We start from the raw sequence: 15743 nt of genomic DNA, 5'->3' as shown, positions 1-15743 counted from the left end.
GGCCTAGACCGCCACCGGCGCGGGGATGTGGGGGTGGGGATCGTAGCCCACCAGCACGATATCCTGGTAGGTGAAATCGAAGAGGTTCCGCACCGCTGGGTTGAGCTCCACCCTGGGCAGGGGGCGCGGCTCGCGGGAAAGCTGCAGCCGGGCCTGTTCAAAGTGGTTCCGGTAAAGGTGGGCGTCGCCCAGCGTGTGGATGAACTCACCCGGCTCCAGGCCGGTCACGTGGGCCACCATCAGGGTAAGAAGGGCGTAGGAAGCGATGTTGAAGGGCACCCCCAGGAACACGTCCGCGCTGCGCTGGTATAGCTGGCAGGAAAGCCGCCCCTTTGCCACATAAAACTGGAAGAGCACGTGGCAGGGAGGCAGGGCCATTTTAGGCAGGTCGGCCACATTCCAGGCGCTCACCACCAGCCGGCGCGAGTCGGGGTTGTGCCTGATCTCCTCCACCACCCAGGCCATCTGGTCTATGGTCTCGCCACCGGCCCCCTCCCAGCTCCGCCACTGCTTGCCGTAGATGGGCCCGAGCTCCCCCGCCGCGTCGGCCCACTCGTCCCATATGGTCACCCCGTGCTCGTGCAAAAAGCGGATGTTGGTCTCGCCCCGCAGAAACCACAAAAGCTCGTAGACCACGCTCTTCCAGTGGATCTTTTTGGTGGTGACCAGGGGAAAGCCCTCTTTGAGGTCGAAGCGCATCTGGTAGCCAAAGATGGAGCGGGTCCCCACCCCGGTGCGGTCGGCGCGGTCTATGCCGTGCTCGAGCACATGGCGCATCAGGTCGTGGTACTGCCGCATCGCCGACAGTCTAACAGGATTTTGCCAGGATGCGCTTCAGCAGCCTGTGGGCGTAGAGCGGAGCGTAGAAGTACGCCGCCGAGCCAAAGCCGGTGAGGGCATAACCGCCGGGAATCTCCTTCAGGTAGTTCTGGTCAATCCGGTAGCGCACCCCGGCCCAGGATGCAGCGACCACAGGCCGGTAGCCCAGCAGCCTCTCGCCCTCCGAAAGCAGCCACTCCACCTCTTGTGGCTGGGTCTGGTGCGGGGTGTAGCCGGGCCGGTGGGGCAGGTAGCTGCCGCCCAGGGTGTGCCCCGCCGCGTACACGCCATACGAGCGCGCCTGCTCGAAGCGCTCCTGGGTCTGGAGCACCGAACCCGGCGTAAACCGCCCCCCCAGGCCCACCAGGTGCGCCCCGCGGGCCCCCCCGGCGTAGACCACCAGGCCCGCGTGCAGGGTGCGGGGTTCGGGGGTGCGCACATAAAGGGTGGTGTGCTCGAGCCTTTCTACCTCGGCATAGAGGATGTTCAACCCCTCGGCCAGGCGGTGCAGCAAGGGGGCGGTCTGCAGCCAGGCGGCGTTTTCCAGGTAGAGGCCCTCCTCGAGCCACTGGTGGGGGATTTTCCGGCCTTCGAGCTTTGCCTTCCAGGCCGCCCGGTCCGCCTCGGGCACGGGCCTGAGAATCCCCCGGCGTACCGGCCCGAAGCGGGGGTAGAAGTCCCACAGGGCCGCCAGGGCCTCCTCGGCCTCGGGGGCCACCACCCCGCGCTTGCCCCGCACCGGGTTCAAAAGCGCATCCGGCACCCGGCTGGCCTCGCCCAGCTCGCGGGCAACCACCAGCACTTCTTTGCCGGCCTCGTGGAGCAGCCGGGCCGCGGCCAGCCCGGCAATCCCCGCGCCGAGCACCACGATTTCGGCTTCTGCCCTCACGCCATCAAAAGGGGAATGGTAGCGGGTTCCTGGGCGCCCACCACCTCCCCCAGCAGCATGTGCGGCGTGGCCTGCTTCACCACCACTTGGTAGAGGCCAGGACGCGGAGCCTGGGCCGCCGGAACCAGGGTGGGGTGGTTGCCGCGGGTGTGGCCCTCGGCGTAGGCCTCGTCCTTGGCTGCCCCGCGCACCAGGACTTCCACCGTCTGGCCCACCCAGCGCTGGTTTCGGCGGTAGCTCCACTCCTTTTGCTTCTCAATCAGGCGCTGCAAACGCTCCACCTTCACCTCGCGGGGCAGGTCCTGGAAGTGCTTGTAGCTGGGGGTGCCGGGGCGGGGGGAGTAGATGAACATGTAGGCCGAGTCGTAGCCCACCTCGTCATAGAGCGAAAGGGTCTCCTGGAAGTCCTCCTCGGTTTCGCCGGGAAAGCCCACGATGATGTCGGTGGAGAGCACCGCATCGGGCATGGCCTCGCGGATGGCCCGGATGCGGTCCAGGTACCACTCGCGCCGGTACTCCCGCCCCATGCGGCGCAAGACCCGGTTGGAACCCGACTGCACCGGCAGGTGGATGTAGCGGCAGACCTGGGGGGTCTCGGCGATGGCGGCAATCACGTCGTCGGTGAAATTCACCGGGTGAGAGGTGGTGAACTTGATGCGGGGGATGCCCATCTGCCCCACCATCCGCAAAAGCTCGGCGAAGCTCGGGAAACCGGGCTGGTCCTTGCCGTAGGAGTTGACGTTCTGGCCCAGGAGGGTGACCTCCACCACCCCAGCGGCCCTGAGCTGCTCAATCTCGCGCAGGATGAGGTCGGGGTGGCGGGAGACCTCGGGGCCCCGGGTGGTGGGCACGATGCAGTAGGTGCAGTGGTGGTTGCAGCCGCGGATGATGCTCACGAAGGCCGAGAGAGCCCCCTTGGGAGGGGGCGGCAGGTGGTGGGTGAGCTCCTCGCGGAAGGAGAGGTCCCAAAACCGGTTTTTGGCCTCCAGGGCCTTGCTGATCTCGGTGAGGGCCCCAGGACCCAAAAGGATGTCCACCCCGAACTTGCGGGCCATCTGCTGACCCTCCTCGAGCTGGGCCAGACAGCCCATCATGCCCACCAGCAAAGGGCGCCTTTCCTTTTCCTTGCGCAGCTCGCCCAATAGCGAGCGCACCTTCTCGACGGGCTTGCCCCGCACCGCGCAGGTATTGACCAGCACAAAGTCGGCCTCCTGCCAGGTATCCACGAATTCGGCCCCCAGCGAGGCCAGCTCGCTTTTCACCAGATGGGTGTCGTACTCGTTCATCTGGCAACCGTAGGTGACAATGTGGGTCTTCATGGGCACCCCTGGGCCGACCGGAGGGATTCCGGGGCCTAACAAAACACTCTAGCAGATTGCTTGCAGGTGAAGATGCCCGGACGTAGGCTTTAGCCCAATGAACGCGCTCATCGTCTATGCCCACCCCAACCCCCACTCCTTCAACGCAGCCATGCGGGACATGGCCCTGCGCGCGCTGAGCCAGGCCGGCCACAGCGTGCTGCTCTCCGACCTGTACGCCCAGCGCTTCAACCCGGTTCTATCGCAAGAAGAGCTCCAGGGGCAGCTCGAGGCGGTCAAACCCGAGATGGAAAAACTGCGGCGGGCCGACCTGCTCCTGCTGCAGTTCCCCCTTTGGTGGTACGGCATGCCCGCCATCCTGAAGGGCTGGGTAGACCGGGTGCTGGCCTACGGATTCGCCTACGACGAGGCCCATAGCTTCGAAAGCGGCCTGCTGCGAGGCAAAAAGGCCCTGCTCTCCGTCACCGTGGGGGCCCGCGAGGCCTACTACCAAGAGGCCCCCGAGCGGAACCTGATGCGGGTGCTGGAACCCATCCACTACGGCGTCCTGGCCTACTGCGGCATGGAGGTCCTCCCCCCTTTCATCGTCTATGGCCCCTTGGAGATGACAGAAGCCGAGCGCAAGGCGGCCCTCGAGGCCTACCGCAGCTACCTGCAAGGGCTGGACGAGCTCCAGCCCCTGCGCTTTGCTAAACTGCCCCCGTGAACCAAGGCGAGGTGCGCGAGATGGTCTGGAACGCCCTGGCCCGGCACCAAGCCGCCCTCTACCCTACCCCACCCCACGGCCACCACCCCAACTTCGTGGGGGCCCGGCGGGCCGCCGAACGGCTGATGGCCCTTCCCCTCTGGCAGGAGGCCCGGGTGGTGCTGGCCGGACCCGACCAGGTGCTCAAGCCCCTGCGCGAGGCCGCTATGCAGGCCGGCAAGATGGTCATCCTGCCACACCCCGACCGGGCAGGCCAGTACCTGAGCCTAGCAGGGCTGTCGCCCTCCCAGCTCAGGCGGGTGCGGGAGGCAGCCCGGCTGGGGCAGCCCGTTGAGCTGGCCCAGGTGCCCATCGATCTGGTGCTGGTGGGCAGCGTGGCCGTGGACGAGGAGCGGGGATGGCTGGGCAAGGGCTACGGCTTTCCCCCCAAGAACCTGGAGGTGCCGGCCCCCTGGGCCACCCTGGCCCACACCCTGATGCTCTTCGAAAAACTCCCCTGCCCTGCTGAACGCAGGGTGGACCTGATCGCCACCCCCCACCGGGTGCTCGGGCTGTGAGCCGCCTTCCTTCCCGGGAAGGCCGCTTGGGATAGGCTGGAGGTATGTGGAGCAAAGAGGAGCTCGACCGCTACGCCCGGCACATCGTGCTACCCGGCGTGGGGGGGGCAGGCCAGGCCCGGCTCAGGCAGAGCGCGGTCTTGGTGGTGGGGGCCGGAGGGCTCGGCGCGCCGGCGCTGCTCTACCTGGCCGCCGCCGGGGTGGGCCGGCTGGGTTTGGTGGAGATGGACCGGGTAGACCTCTCCAACCTGCAGCGCCAGGTGCTCTACGATACCCCCTCCATCGGCCAGCCCAAAGCCGAGGTGGCCCGCTCGCGCCTGCAAGACCTGAACCCCCACATCCAGATAGAAACCCACCCGGTGCGGCTCACCGCCCAAAACGCTCTTCCCATCCTGGCCTCCTACGACCTGGTCCTGGACTGCAGCGACAACTTCCCCACCCGCTACCTGGTCAACGATGCCTGCGTACTGCTTGGAAAGCCCCTGGTCTACGGGGCCATTCACCAGTTCGAGGGACAGCTCTCGGTCTTCCACTACCAAGGCGGGCCCTGCTACCGCTGCCTTTTCCCCAAGCCGCCCGCGCCTCACAGCGTGCCCTCCTGCGCCGAGGCCGGTGTCTTTGGCGTACTCCCGGGGGTGGTGGGCAGCCTGATGGCCACCGAGGCCCTCAAGGTGCTGCTGGGCCTGGGGGAGGTGCTCTCCGGCAAGCTGCTCCACTACGACGGGCTCAAAGCCCGCTTTCACACCGTGCGTTTTCACCGACGGCCCGACTGCCCGGTGTGCGGCGAGCATCCCAGTGTAACTACACTGCAAGATTACGAGCTTCTCTGCGAGACTTCGGTGTAAAAATCCCGTTAGGGTACACAGAGGTGTAGCCTCAGTAGGGAGAAGCCATGGCAGCGACCGCAACGATTGCAAGAGGACTGGAAGACGTCATCTTCACCGAAAGCAGCCTGTGCTTTATCGATGGGGAGCAGGGCCGGCTCTACTACGCCGGGTACAAAATCCAGGACCTGGCCGAGCACTCCACCTTTGAGGAGGTCACCTACCTACTTTTGCACGGGCGACTACCCACCAAGGCCGAGCTCAAGGCCTTCAGCGCCAAGCTGGCCGCCCAGCGGGCCTTGCCGCCATCTATCATCAAGCAGATCAAGCAGTTCCCCAAAAACGCCCACCCCATGTCCATGCTGCGCACCGCGGTGAGCGAGCTGGGCATGGCGGACGAGACCGAGGCCGACGTCTCGCCCGAAGCCCTTTACGAGAAGTCCATCTCCCTCATCGCCAAGTTCGCCACCATCGTAGCGGCCACCAAGCGCCACCGCGAGGGACAGAAAATCCTAGCCCCGCGTAAGAACCTCTCCCACGCGGCCAACTTCCTCTACATGTCCAACGGTCGGGTGCCCAGCAAGGAAGAAACCAAGCTGATGGACGTGGCCCTGATCCTGCAGGCTGAGCACGGCTTCAACGCTTCCACCTTTACCGCGATTGCCACCTATTCCACCCAGGCCGACATCTACAGCGCCATTGTGGCCGCGGTGGGGGCCCTCAAAGGGCCGCGCCACGGCGGGGCCAACGAAGCGGTGATGCGGATGATTGCCGAGATTGGCGCCCCCGAGAACGTCTCGAGCTGGCTGGCCCAGCTCCAGGCCAAGCGGGGCCGGGTGATGGGGATGGGCCACCGGGTGTACAAGTCCTACGACCCCCGGGCCGGGGTACTAGACAAGTACGCCCGCATGGTGGCCGAGAAGCACGGGCACAGCAAGGAGTACGCCATCCTGAAAGAGCTCGAGCGTCAGGCAGGGGCCATCTACAACCCCAAGGGCATCTACCCCAACGTGGACTTCTACTCCGGAGTGGTCTACTCCGACCTGGGCTATCCCCTGGAGTTCTTTACCCCCATCTTCGCGGTGGCCCGCATCTCGGGCTGGTGCGCCCACATTCTGGAATACACCCGAACCGACAACCGCCTGTTGCGCCCCGACTCCCAGTACACCGGCAAGCTCGACCTGCCCTACGTTCCCCTGGCCAAGCGCTAGAAGAGGAGGACCCGGCCTTAGGGCCGGGTCCTCGGTTCAGAAGCCGATGCCCCCTGCCGGCTCCCCGTAGCGCTTGAGCACGATATCGATCACCCAACCCGTGACCGCCACATACAGCCAGACCGGCACGGTCCAGCGGGCCCAGGCCCTATGCACCGCGAAACGCCGCTTGAAGGCGTTGTAGAGGAGCCACAAAACCATGGGGCCGTTCAGGGCAGCCAGGACGGTGTGGCTGATAAGCAGGGCGTAGTAGGCTGTCCGCCACTCCTCCGGGCCGGCGTAGCGGGTGGTGCCGTAAAGACCCCACTTGAGCAGGTAGAAGACCAAAAAGAGCGCGGCAAAAGCGGTGGCCACCAGCATAACCCGGGGGTGCCAGACCCGGTCGCCACGCCGGATAAGAACGACGCCCACAATCACCGCCACCCCCGAAAGGCCGATGAAGGCGGCGGCCAGATCTCCTAGCAATTCTCCCATTGCAGTCGTTGCCTCCATGCAAAGTATGGCCTCTGCCCGAGGGACATTTATCCCTGGGCCTCTCCTGCGAACATCGGGCTAAGCCGCTCCGCCAAACGACGCACCCGTGCTTCCCTCGAGGTGCGGGCGTAGCTGTAGCCCAGCATGAAGGCCCGCTCGGCCTCCTGGGGCCTGCCCAGCTCCAACTGAACCTGGGCCAAACGCAGATAGGCCAGGGCCATCATCCCGTCGCGCTCCTTGGAGGGGCGCACCGCCTCTAAAAGGCCCAGCGAGTCCTGCAGCGATACAAGCGCCTGCTGCGGGGGACGCTCGCCGGCCTGCTGGATGAGCAAGGCCGCCTGGTCCAACAAGCGTTGCATACCTTCTTAGAGTATAGCCCCGCCCCCCTGTGGTTGACTGCGAGCGGCAGAAGGCAGAAACTTTCCCCATGACGCCCTACGAAGCCTTCCAGCTCCTCGAGCTGCGCGTCGGCCGTATTCAAAAAGCCCTCCCCCACGAACAGGCCCGCAGACCGGCTTACAAGCTCTGGATTGACCTGGGCCCCTTTGGCATCAAGCAAAGCAGCGCCCAGATCACCGACCTCTACACCCCGGAGGCGCTGGTGGGCCGGCTGGTAATCTGCGCGACCAACCTAGGCACCCGCAACATCGCAGGGTTCGCCTCCGAAGTGCTGGTGCTGGGCCTGCCCGACGCCGAAGGGCGGGTGGTGTTGCTCTCAGCGGAGCGCGAGGTGCCGCTGGGCGCCCGGGTCTTCTAGACCCGAGACATCTGCCCCCCACCCCCAGAGGTAGCCTGGGGGTGAGGTGGTTCCCATGCTGGTCAAGGACTTCATGACCCCCAACCCCCAGGTGGTCACGCCGGAGGCGAGCGTGCCCGAGGCAGCCCAGCTTATGAAGAAGGGAGGCTTCCGCCGGCTGCCGGTGGTGAAGGATGGGCGGCTGGTGGGCATCGTGACCGACCGCGACCTGAAAGAGGCCATGCCTTCCGACGCCAGCTCGCTTTCCATCTGGGAGCTTCACTACCTGATCGCCCAGCTCAAGGTGGGCGAGATCATGACCCCAGATCCCATCACCATTGGCGAGAATCTGCCCCTGCAGGCCGCAGCCAAGCTGATGCTGGAGCACAAAGTGGGGGGCCTCCCGGTGGTGCGAGAGGGGCAACTGGTGGGCATCGTGACCGTTTCCGACGTGCTCAGGGCCTACCTTGCGCGCGAGGCCGAGCTCCTGAAAGAGGCAGGGGCGTAGCTCAGGGACCCTTCTTCGCTGCTATAAGCTGCTCGGGAGGCCAGGTGTTGACCACCTGGGCGGGCGCGAGGCCGGCCTTGTTGGCGTACAGCAGACCGTAGCGGATATCGGCCAGGCCCTCCACGCTGTGGGCATCGGGGCCCAAGGAGAAGTTGAGGTGCCCCCGCCAGGCCAGCAAAAGCCGCCAGTCCAGGTCGAGGCGGGCCGGGTTGCAGTTGAACTCCACGATTTTCCGGTTCCTCACAGCCCTCTCCAGCACCCGTTCCCAGTCGGCTGAAGCCCCTCTGCGGCGCAGCAAGAGCCGACCGGTAGGGTGGCCCAGGATGCTCAGGTAGGGGTTATCCAGGGCGCGCAAAAGCCGCTCGGTCTGCTCGGCCGGTTCCAGGGAAAGAGCGCTGTGCAGGCTGCCCACCACCACCTCAAAGCGGGCCAGCATCTCCTCGGGGTAGTCGAGCGAACCATCCGGCAGGATCTCCGACTCGATGCCCTTCAGAATGCGAAAAGGCGCCAGCTCGGCGTTGAGCCGGTCAATCTCGGCCCACTGCCGCAGCACCGCCTCCACCGAAAGCCCCCCGGCATAGGCCGCACTTCGGGAGTGGTCGCAGACCACCATGTAGCGGTACCCCTGGACCAGGGCGGCCTCGGCCATCTGGCGCAGGCTGGCGCTGCCATCGGAGTAGGTGGTGTGCAGGTGGATGACCCCCTGGAGCTGGTGGGGCTCCAGGGGAGAGGCCGGGGGGTCGAGGCCGATGTGCTCCTTCTCGCGCCAGTAAGGGGGCACAAAGGGCCGCCCCAGGGCTTCAAAGACCGCCGCCTCGGTGGGGCAGGCCGGCGGCAGGGGGCCCAGGGCTTCCAGCCAGGCCTGGGACCCGGTGGCCTGCACCAGCGCGGTGCCAAAAGAAGCCGCCTCAGTGCAGAAGACCCGCAGGGGTAGCCCCTCCAGCCGGCCCTGCACCACATTACCCTGCAGGCTCTCGGCATGCTGGCCTAGGGCTTCCCGCACCGCCCCAGGGGAGGCCACCGCCACCAGGTCGAGGTTGCCCACCGTCTCCAGGCCCCGCCTGGCGCTGCCGGCCAGCTCGGCCCGCAGCCCAGCCTGTTGCAGATCGGCAAGGAGGAGCCCGGCCGCCTCCAACGCCACCGGCAAGAGCACCCGCCGCTGGCTTTGCAGGGCGTAGCGGGCAGCCTCCAGAAGGCTGGCCTCGCTCTTGGCCCCGAACCCCGGCAGGGTGCGCAGCTGCCCGGCCTCGGCCCATTGCACCAGCTCCTCCAGGCTATCCACGCCGTTTTCCCAAAGTGTGCGGATGCGCTTGGGGCCCAACCCCTGCACCCGAAAGAGCGCCAGCACCCCGGGGGGCACGCGGGCCTCGAGCTCCGCCAGGTAGGGAAACTCCCCGCTCTCCACGATGGCCTTGAGCATCGGGGCCAGCCCCGGCCCCACCCCCTTCACCCCCCGGAATCCCTGGGCGGCCAGGCGGGTAAGGTCGTCCTCCACCTGCTCCAGACTGCGGGCCGCCGCCCGGTAGGCCCTGGCGCGAAACTCCCCCTCGCCCAGGACCTCCATCAGGTCGGCGGCGTAGGCCAGCATCCCGGCCAGCTCCTTGCGGTTCATAGCTCCTCCAGCGAGTAGCGCTGCGGCCTTCCTTCCCGAAATACCACCGCCTCGCGGTAGCCCACCCTGCGCAGCAAAGCCACCGCCTCAGCAAAGCGGTAGCCCACCTCCTCTGGCCGGTGGGCATCGGAGCCCAGCACCACCGGGATACCCAGTTCAAAGGCCCGGGCCAGAAGCTCGGGGCTCGGGTAAAGCTCTGCCGCCTTCTTGCGCCAGCCCGCGGTGTTCACATCCAGGGCCAGCCCCTCTTCCGCAATCACCCGCAAAGCCTCCTCGGCCAGGTCGGCGTACCCCTCCGGGGGCCGGTAGCCCAGCACCTTGGGCAGGTCGAGGTGGCCGATGGCGTGGAAAAGACCGCTTTTGGCCGCCTCGGCCACCAGAGCGAAGTAGGCCCGGTAGACCTGGCGCAAATCTCGCTCCTCGAACTCGGCGGCGTAGCGGGGGTTGTCGAAGGGCCAGGCCCCCAGGTAGTGCACCGAGCCGATCAGGTAGTCGTAGGGGTAGCGGGCCCGGAGGCGCTGCACGAAGTACTCGGTGCCGGGGTGGAAGTCGGCTTCCAGGCCGATGCCCACGTAAAAATCGCCCGCCTCCGCCCGCAGCCGCTCGAGCGCGGCGTGGTAGAAGGGCAGCTCCCCCAGCTCCATGCGCACCTCAGGGTCGAACCAGGGGGGCATGGGGCTGTGGTCGGTGAAGACCAGGCCCTTGAGCCCAGCTCGCCGGGCCGCCTCGAGGTACTCGGCCGGCGCGCCCACCGCGTGCTTGCAAAGGGGGGTGTGCAGGTGGCTATCGTACATCGCTTGCCGATTTTCTCACACCCACCCCACCCGCACCACCCAGCCCCCGCTGCTCCAAAGCCGCACCGGCCGGCCCAGCACCCTTGCGGCTTCCTCTGCCAACCCAGCGTCTAGGGTCAGCTCAGGGCCCACCTGCTGCACCAGGGTGGGGGCTTCAGGAGGGGCAAGCTGGGGTTCGCGGGCCAGCACCGCGTCCACCTGCCAGCGGCTGGCCCAAAGCCGCTTGAGCGCCCAGAGCGCAGCCTGGCTGCCGGCCTCGAGGCCAAAGGGCGGCTCGCCTGCGTAGCGCACCAGGAGCAGGGCTTCGGGCAGGGCCTTTCGGATGGCCTCGGCTCGCTCGGGCAGCAGGTAGGACTCCCGCAAAAGCCGCTCGGCAAAGGCACAGGCCTGCTCGAGCCGCTCCTCGTCCAGCCGGGCCCCAAACACCCCCTGGAAGGCCCGCCGAATCTGCTCGGCCAGGTTGCCAAGCTGGTAGAACTCGACCTCTATGCCCACCAGCACCCAGGTGGGGGCCACCCGGAACCCCGCGCGCTCGAGGGCCTGCAACTGGGCCACCTCGCCGGTAGGGGGGGCCTGCATCAGGGGAAAAATCACCCCGCACCCCCTTCCAAAGCCCGCCACAAATACCACGCTGCGTGGGAGCGGTAAGGGCGAAAGCGCTCGCCCAGGGCCTCGAGGCCGTTCCGGCCGGCCACCCCGTAAAACCGCTGGGCCGCCTTGCGAATACCCAGGTCCTGCACCGGCCAAACATCAGGGCGGCCCAGCCCGAACATCAAGAACATCTGCGCCGTCCAGGCCCCAATCCCCTCGAGCTGGGTCAGGCGGCGAAGCACCTCCTCGTCCGGCAGGGCCGCCAGACCCTCCAGCCCCCCAGCCGCGGCGAAGCGGGAGAGGGCCTGCACGTAGCGGACCTTGGCCTGCGAAAGGCCCAGGGCCCGCAGCTCCTCGGGGGCCACCCCACCCAGCACCCCCGGCACCGGGGCATAACGGGTCCTGAGGCGCTCCCAAATAGCCCCAGCCGCCCGCGCCGAGAGCTGCTGGCCCACAATCGAGCGCAGCAAGGCCTGGTAGGGAGGCACCCGGGGGAAGGGATGGGGGGCGAAGGGCGCCGGGCCGTAGCGGCGGGACAGGGCCCGCATCGTGGGCTCTTCAAATTTCACCCTGGTCCGCCCCACGCCGCCACTCCCCCGACTTGCCCCCTGCTTTGTGCAAAAGGCGCAGTTCGGTGATTTCCAGGCCCTTGCTGGCCGCTTTGAGCATGTCGTAGACGGTGAGCGCGGCCACCGCACAGGCAGTCAGGGCCTCCATCTCCACCCCGGTTTCGGCCTTGGTCCTGACCGTGGCGGTGATGTGCACCCGGGCTTCTTCTGGCAGGAAGCGAAGTTCCACGTCTGCGCTGGTGATGGGCAGGGGATGGCACAGGGGAATCAGCTCCCCAGTTTTTTTGGCTGCTAGAATGCCCGCAAGCTGGGCCACGCTCAGGGGGTCGCCCTTCCCTACCCCGCCCTCGCGCAAAGCCTCGACCGCCTCCGGGGTAAGGCGCACGCTGGCCTCGGCGGTGGCCGTGCGCAGGGTGGCCGGCTTCTCGCTCACGTCCACCATGCGGGGCCTGCCATCCTGGAAATGGGTTAGCTTGCCCATACCCCAAGCCTACGACCAAAGGGTCGCGGCTGGAAGCCCTCAGATGTCCTTGCGCTCAAAGATGAGAAGGGCCAGAGCCGAGAAGCCCAGGGTGTAGATCACGAGCAAGGGCAGGCCCAACGAAACCGCTTCGGGCCTTACGTAAAGGTCGAGGTAGGTGGTGAGCAAAAAGGGCTGCAAGGCGGGGAAAGCCACCAGAAGGCGCATCAAAAGCAGGGTGGAAACCGCCGCCAGCGCCGCTGAGGTGGTGCTGAGAAAGATCACCGCGTACAAAAGGGCCAAGGCCGAAAGCGGCCAGAGCACCACCCCGGCCAAAATGTGGGCCCGCAACACCTCCCAAAGCGCTGCCCCTGGGGTCAGAAGCTGGCCTGTGCCGGCGAAGCTTCCAGGGCCCAAACCGGTCCCCCCCATGAAGCCGCCCAGCCCAAAGGGCAGGCCGGCCAGCAGCGAGCCCACCAGGCTAACCGCCAGCAGGAGGAAGGGGTAGGCGAGCACCACCAAAAGCTTGGCCCCCAGCAGACGGCTTCTTGGGCTCGGGCGGAGCAGGACCGATTTGAGGGTGCCCATGGAGACCTCTGCCCCCAGCACCTCGGCAGCGGCCATGGCGGTGAGGAAGGGGAAGAGGAAGTCCATCCCGGTAAAAAGCGAGAAGGCTGGAATCTGCCAGCCCGAGACCAGCTCGATCCTGTACTGGGCCCGAAGCCCAGGGGCGAAGGCCCAAAGAAAGGGCAGCACCGACGCGGCCAACAGGCCGATCTGCACCGAACGTAAACGGGCAAGTTTGCCAAACTCCCAGACTAATATCCGCAGCACAGGCCCCTTCCCTCTTCAAGCACGCCGCACCCTTTCTCGGTAGTACTCGTACAGGTCGAAGTAGTCAGGTTCCAGGAACTGCACCTGGAAGTTTTCCCGCACCAAGGCGGCCAGGGCCACATTGGGCGAACCCTCGAAGATAACGTTCACATCCCGCAGGCTCACATTTTGCACACCGGGCACGGTCTTGAGAAAAGCCGCAGCCCTGGGGGGGTCATCCACCCGCAGGCGGTAGGTCTCGCCCTTGGTCCCGAGCCGAACCTCTTCCAAAAGCCGTCCTCCCCCCAGGATGCCCACCTTGTCGGCATAGGCCGAGACCTCGCGCAGGTGGTGGGTGGAAAGGAGGACCGCCACCCCCGTCCAGGCTAGCTCGGCGAGAATTTCATGCACCTTGCTAATGCCCTGGGGGTCAAGGCCGCTGGTGGGCTCGTCCAGGATGAGGATCTTCGGTTCGTGCAGGATGGCCGAGGCCAGGCCCAGCCGCTGGCGCTGGCCCAAGGAGTAGGTGCGCACCGGCTGGTCGGCCACCGCCAGAAGCTCGAGCCTGGCCAATACCTCGCGGATGCGGGCCTCGGGCCGGGGCATCCCGGTGAGGAAGGCCACCATTTCCAGGTTCTGCCGCCCGGTGAGGTGGGGGTAGAAGGCCGCCGGGGCCTCCACCACCGCTCCCAGGACTCGCCGGGCCGCATACCCTCCGTTGTAGACGTCCTGCCCCAGCATCCGCACCACCCCCGAGGTGGGAAAGGCCAGCCCGGTGAGCAACCGGATTAGGGTGGTCTTGCCCGAGCCGTTGGGCCCAGCCAGGGCGTACACCTCGCCCGGGCGCACCGAAAAGCTGATGCCCTCTAAAACAGGCTTTCGCCCGTAGCGCTTGGAAAGCTGGATGGCCTCGAGGGCCGCCACCTCCATGGGAGTGATTATACGCAACCGAATTTGGTCAAATAACCCTGCCTGGGCCCCCTGTTGGGCTAAGCTAATCTTAGCTGAGCCCCATGCCAACCGGCTAAAGCCCTCCCCCAAACATGTGAGCCAGCGGAAGGGAGTATTATGAACAAGGCCTCAAGGCTGAATTTCGCCCTGGTTTTGCTGGGTCTATCGATAGGCCTCAGCCAAAGCCGCTCGCAGCTCGACGGTTATCTGACCGCCCAGGCCCGCAGGTACCAGCAGAACAACCTTATTCATCCAGCAGCGCAGGAGCTGTTCAACCGGGTGTACGACCATCTGTACCAGGGCAGGAGCCAGTTCGTGCGCGTACGGCTCGAGGCGGGTCGTACGTACTGGATCACGGCCGCCTGCGACGACGACTGCGACGACCTTGACCTGACCCTCTTCGACGAAAACAACAACCTGATCGACGCCGACACCGCACCCGACGATGAGCCTTTGGTCAGGGTCACACCCATCCGCACTGCCCAATTCCGCTACCGGGTAGACATGGTCTCCTGCAAGGTTGAACCCTGCGCCTACGTAGCGGGGATCTGGGTGCGCTAGAGCAAGGGGACCAGGCTGCTAAGGCACCCTCCGCCCGCGAAGCTCCTCGTTGGGCAAGAACAAGATAAAGCCTGGCGAAATCAGAACGAAAAAGAGGCGTTTCGCTCGAATTTTAGGGGTGACTGTTCCCGCTGCAAAAAAGGCCCCTTGCACCCGGGGGGCATTGTGCTATGCTTGGGTTCGCGTCCTCGGTCTGACGCGGCGCACCAGCGTGAACCGGGTCAGGGCCGGAAGGCAGCAGCCCTAAGCGCCACGGAGCGGGTGCCGTCAGGGAGCCGGGGGCGCTTTTTTTTATAGTGTTGGTAGATGAACGCTGACTTTAGCCAAATTCAACGAGAAATATTTGGCTTGTACGGGCAAAAACGCCTGGAAGAAGCCCTCATGCAAACCCGCCGGGCCCGCCGTCATTTTCCCGGTCAGGCCGCCCGCCTCACGTTCTGGGAAGCCTGTTTTTTGTCGCTTCTGGAGCGTCCCCAAGAAGCCCTGGGGGTTTTACAGGCGGGGCTGGAAGAGGGGTTGTGGTGGAATCCGGAGCGCCTCCAGCAGGATGCCGACTTGGCCGGCTTGCAAGAACTGCCCGAATTCAAGACCCTGCTCGAGGTCTGCCAGACCCGCAAACAGCAGGCTCAGCTTATGGCCCAGCCCAGGCTCCGGGTCTTTCCGCCGCCCAACCCCAGCACCCCAGCCCCCCTGTTGCTGGCCTTTCACATGCGGGGGAGCAACCTGGAGGAAACCGCTCCCCACTGGCAGCCCCTTAGCCAGCACGGGGTGCTGCTGGCCCTGTTGCAGTCGGGCCAGGTGGAGGGGCCCTGGGGGTATTGCTGGGACGACTACGCACAGGCCAAACAAGAGGCCCAGCAGGCCTATACGCTCCTACAGACCCAACACCCTCTCTCTCAGACCCTGGTGCTGGCCGGGGCCTCGCAGGGGGCCGGGCTGGCGGTACGCCTGACGCTGGAACAGGCCCTGCCCAGCCGGGGGTTCGTGGCGGTGGTGGGCGCTGGGGCCCTGGAGCCTTTGCTACCGCACCTCGAGGCTGCCGTGCAAAAAGGGCTCAAGGGGGTTTTCATCACCGGGGAAGACGATCCCGCCAGAGCCCACATTACCCTGGTGGCCAACGAGTTGAAGGCCCAGGGATTGCAGGTGCGGCTCGAGGTGGTGAAGGGCCTGGGGCACGACTACCCCCCGGATTTTGCCGAGCGGCTCGTGGAAGCCTTGCGGTTTGTGCATGAATAAAGCTTGATAAAAGCCCCACACGCCGGTTTTCGGGCTAACCACGACCGGTCAAAGCCCATCCCAAACTGCCCGAACCCCTCGAGACTATCGCTGTGGAGGGTCAAATTGGCCGC

General features: G+C 66.1%; 20 protein-coding genes and 1 other RNA gene. 9 read left to right on the top strand and 12 right to left on the bottom strand.

Annotated elements, in window-relative coordinates:
- Window positions 1-3 precede the first annotated feature (3 nt).
- Genes DV704_RS02100 through miaB form a run of 3 tightly spaced genes read right to left on the bottom strand, consistent with a single transcriptional unit; the run spans window position 4 to window position 3027 of the window.
- A complete protein-coding gene (locus DV704_RS02100) occupies window positions 4-798 on the bottom strand; it encodes a thymidylate synthase (protein WP_114797884.1) in 795 nt (264 codons plus the stop codon).
- 10 nt (window positions 799-808) lie between these two features.
- The gene (locus DV704_RS02095; RefSeq protein WP_114797883.1) at window positions 809-1708 is read right to left on the bottom strand and encodes an FAD-dependent oxidoreductase; all 900 of its coding nucleotides are present in this window, start codon (window positions 1706-1708) and stop codon (window positions 809-811) included.
- Window positions 1705-3027, bottom strand: coding sequence for a tRNA (N6-isopentenyl adenosine(37)-C2)-methylthiotransferase MiaB (miaB, locus tag DV704_RS02090; RefSeq protein WP_114797882.1), 1323 nt, complete (start codon window positions 3025-3027; stop codon window positions 1705-1707). Before miaB ends, DV704_RS02095 begins: the two co-directional genes overlap by 4 nt.
- Window positions 3028-3124: 97 nt before the next feature.
- On the opposite strand from miaB, the gene DV704_RS02085 reads away from it, so the two are divergent.
- From DV704_RS02085 to DV704_RS02070, 4 genes are read left to right on the top strand one after another with little or no spacing between them, the layout of a single operon-like run.
- On the top strand, window positions 3125-3733 hold the full coding sequence (locus DV704_RS02085) for an NAD(P)H-dependent oxidoreductase (RefSeq protein ID WP_114797881.1): 609 nt from the start codon (window positions 3125-3127) through the stop codon (window positions 3731-3733).
- Complete coding sequence (locus tag DV704_RS02080) at window positions 3730-4290, top strand: 5-formyltetrahydrofolate cyclo-ligase (RefSeq protein ID WP_114797880.1); 561 nt, start codon at window positions 3730-3732, stop codon at window positions 4288-4290. The genes DV704_RS02085 and DV704_RS02080 overlap by 4 nt, the downstream gene beginning before the upstream one ends.
- A 44-nt stretch (window positions 4291-4334) precedes the next feature.
- Window positions 4335-5135: a molybdopterin-synthase adenylyltransferase MoeB gene (locus tag DV704_RS02075; RefSeq protein ID WP_114797879.1), complete on the top strand. Its 801-nt coding sequence runs from the start codon at window positions 4335-4337 to the stop codon at window positions 5133-5135.
- A 47-nt stretch (window positions 5136-5182) separates the two neighbouring features.
- The gene (locus tag DV704_RS02070; protein WP_114797878.1) at window positions 5183-6325 is read left to right on the top strand and encodes a citrate synthase/methylcitrate synthase; all 1143 of its coding nucleotides are present in this window, start codon (window positions 5183-5185) and stop codon (window positions 6323-6325) included.
- A 36-nt stretch (window positions 6326-6361) separates the two neighbouring features.
- Here DV704_RS02070 and DV704_RS02065 read toward each other — a convergent pair whose 3' ends face one another.
- Window positions 6362-6799, bottom strand: a complete 438-nt coding sequence (locus tag DV704_RS02065) for a DUF420 domain-containing protein (protein WP_114797877.1) — start codon at window positions 6797-6799, stop codon at window positions 6362-6364.
- Between the two features lie 47 nt (window positions 6800-6846).
- A complete protein-coding gene (locus tag DV704_RS02060) occupies window positions 6847-7158 on the bottom strand; it encodes a hypothetical protein (RefSeq protein ID WP_114797876.1) in 312 nt (103 codons plus the stop codon).
- Window positions 7159-7226: 68 nt separating this feature from the next.
- On the opposite strand from DV704_RS02060, the gene DV704_RS02055 reads away from it, so the two are divergent.
- Both DV704_RS02055 and DV704_RS02050 read left to right on the top strand, forming a co-directional pair.
- On the top strand, window positions 7227-7556 hold the full coding sequence (locus DV704_RS02055; RefSeq protein ID WP_114797875.1) for a tRNA-binding protein: 330 nt from the start codon (window positions 7227-7229) through the stop codon (window positions 7554-7556).
- 55 nt (window positions 7557-7611) lie between these two features.
- On the top strand, window positions 7612-8043 hold the full coding sequence (locus tag DV704_RS02050; protein WP_114797874.1) for a CBS domain-containing protein: 432 nt from the start codon (window positions 7612-7614) through the stop codon (window positions 8041-8043).
- 1 nt (window position 8044) lies between these two features.
- Here the strand turns inward: DV704_RS02050 and DV704_RS02045 are convergent, their stop codons facing one another.
- From DV704_RS02045 to DV704_RS02015, 7 genes are read right to left on the bottom strand one after another with little or no spacing between them, the layout of a single operon-like run.
- Window positions 8045-9655: a helix-hairpin-helix domain-containing protein gene (locus DV704_RS02045; RefSeq protein ID WP_114797873.1), complete on the bottom strand. Its 1611-nt coding sequence runs from the start codon at window positions 9653-9655 to the stop codon at window positions 8045-8047.
- Window positions 9652-10449 carry a histidinol-phosphatase gene (locus DV704_RS02040; protein ID WP_114797872.1) on the bottom strand — a complete coding sequence of 266 codons (798 nt, stop codon included), beginning with the start codon at window positions 10447-10449 and terminating at the stop codon, window positions 9652-9654. Before DV704_RS02040 ends, DV704_RS02045 begins: the two co-directional genes overlap by 4 nt.
- A gap of 15 nt (window positions 10450-10464) precedes the next feature.
- Window positions 10465-11043 (bottom strand): hypothetical protein, encoded by a 579-nt coding sequence (locus tag DV704_RS02035; RefSeq protein WP_114798014.1) that lies wholly within the window; start codon window positions 11041-11043, stop codon window positions 10465-10467.
- Window positions 11040-11588 (bottom strand): DNA-3-methyladenine glycosylase, encoded by a 549-nt coding sequence (locus DV704_RS02030; protein ID WP_114797871.1) that lies wholly within the window; start codon window positions 11586-11588, stop codon window positions 11040-11042. Before DV704_RS02030 ends, DV704_RS02035 begins: the two co-directional genes overlap by 4 nt.
- Before the next feature lie 10 nt (window positions 11589-11598).
- The gene (moaC, locus tag DV704_RS02025) at window positions 11599-12090 is read right to left on the bottom strand and encodes a cyclic pyranopterin monophosphate synthase MoaC (protein ID WP_114797870.1); all 492 of its coding nucleotides are present in this window, start codon (window positions 12088-12090) and stop codon (window positions 11599-11601) included.
- Between the two features lie 39 nt (window positions 12091-12129).
- On the bottom strand, window positions 12130-12903 hold the full coding sequence (locus tag DV704_RS02020; protein ID WP_114797869.1) for an ABC transporter permease: 774 nt from the start codon (window positions 12901-12903) through the stop codon (window positions 12130-12132).
- A gap of 15 nt (window positions 12904-12918) precedes the next feature.
- Window positions 12919-13812, bottom strand: a complete 894-nt coding sequence (locus DV704_RS02015) for an ABC transporter ATP-binding protein (RefSeq protein WP_114797868.1) — start codon at window positions 13810-13812, stop codon at window positions 12919-12921.
- Between the two features lie 138 nt (window positions 13813-13950).
- On the opposite strand from DV704_RS02015, the gene DV704_RS02010 reads away from it, so the two are divergent.
- From DV704_RS02010 to DV704_RS02000, 3 genes are all read left to right on the top strand, one after another.
- Entirely contained in the window at window positions 13951-14394 is a 444-nt protein-coding gene (locus DV704_RS02010; protein ID WP_114797867.1) for a hypothetical protein, read from the top strand.
- Between the two features lie 185 nt (window positions 14395-14579).
- Window positions 14580-14673: signal recognition particle sRNA small type (gene ffs, locus DV704_RS02005), an RNA gene on the top strand.
- 27 nt (window positions 14674-14700) lie between these two features.
- Complete coding sequence (locus DV704_RS02000) at window positions 14701-15630, top strand: alpha/beta hydrolase (RefSeq protein ID WP_114797866.1); 930 nt, start codon at window positions 14701-14703, stop codon at window positions 15628-15630.
- Window positions 15631-15743: the final 113 nt, after the last annotated feature.

Source organism: Meiothermus sp. QL-1, from assembly GCF_003351145.1.
Taxonomy (GTDB): Bacteria; Deinococcota; Deinococci; order Deinococcales; family Thermaceae; genus Meiothermus.
Note: the sequence above shows the minus strand (reverse complement) of the source record. Positions and strands in the feature narration are given on the sequence as shown.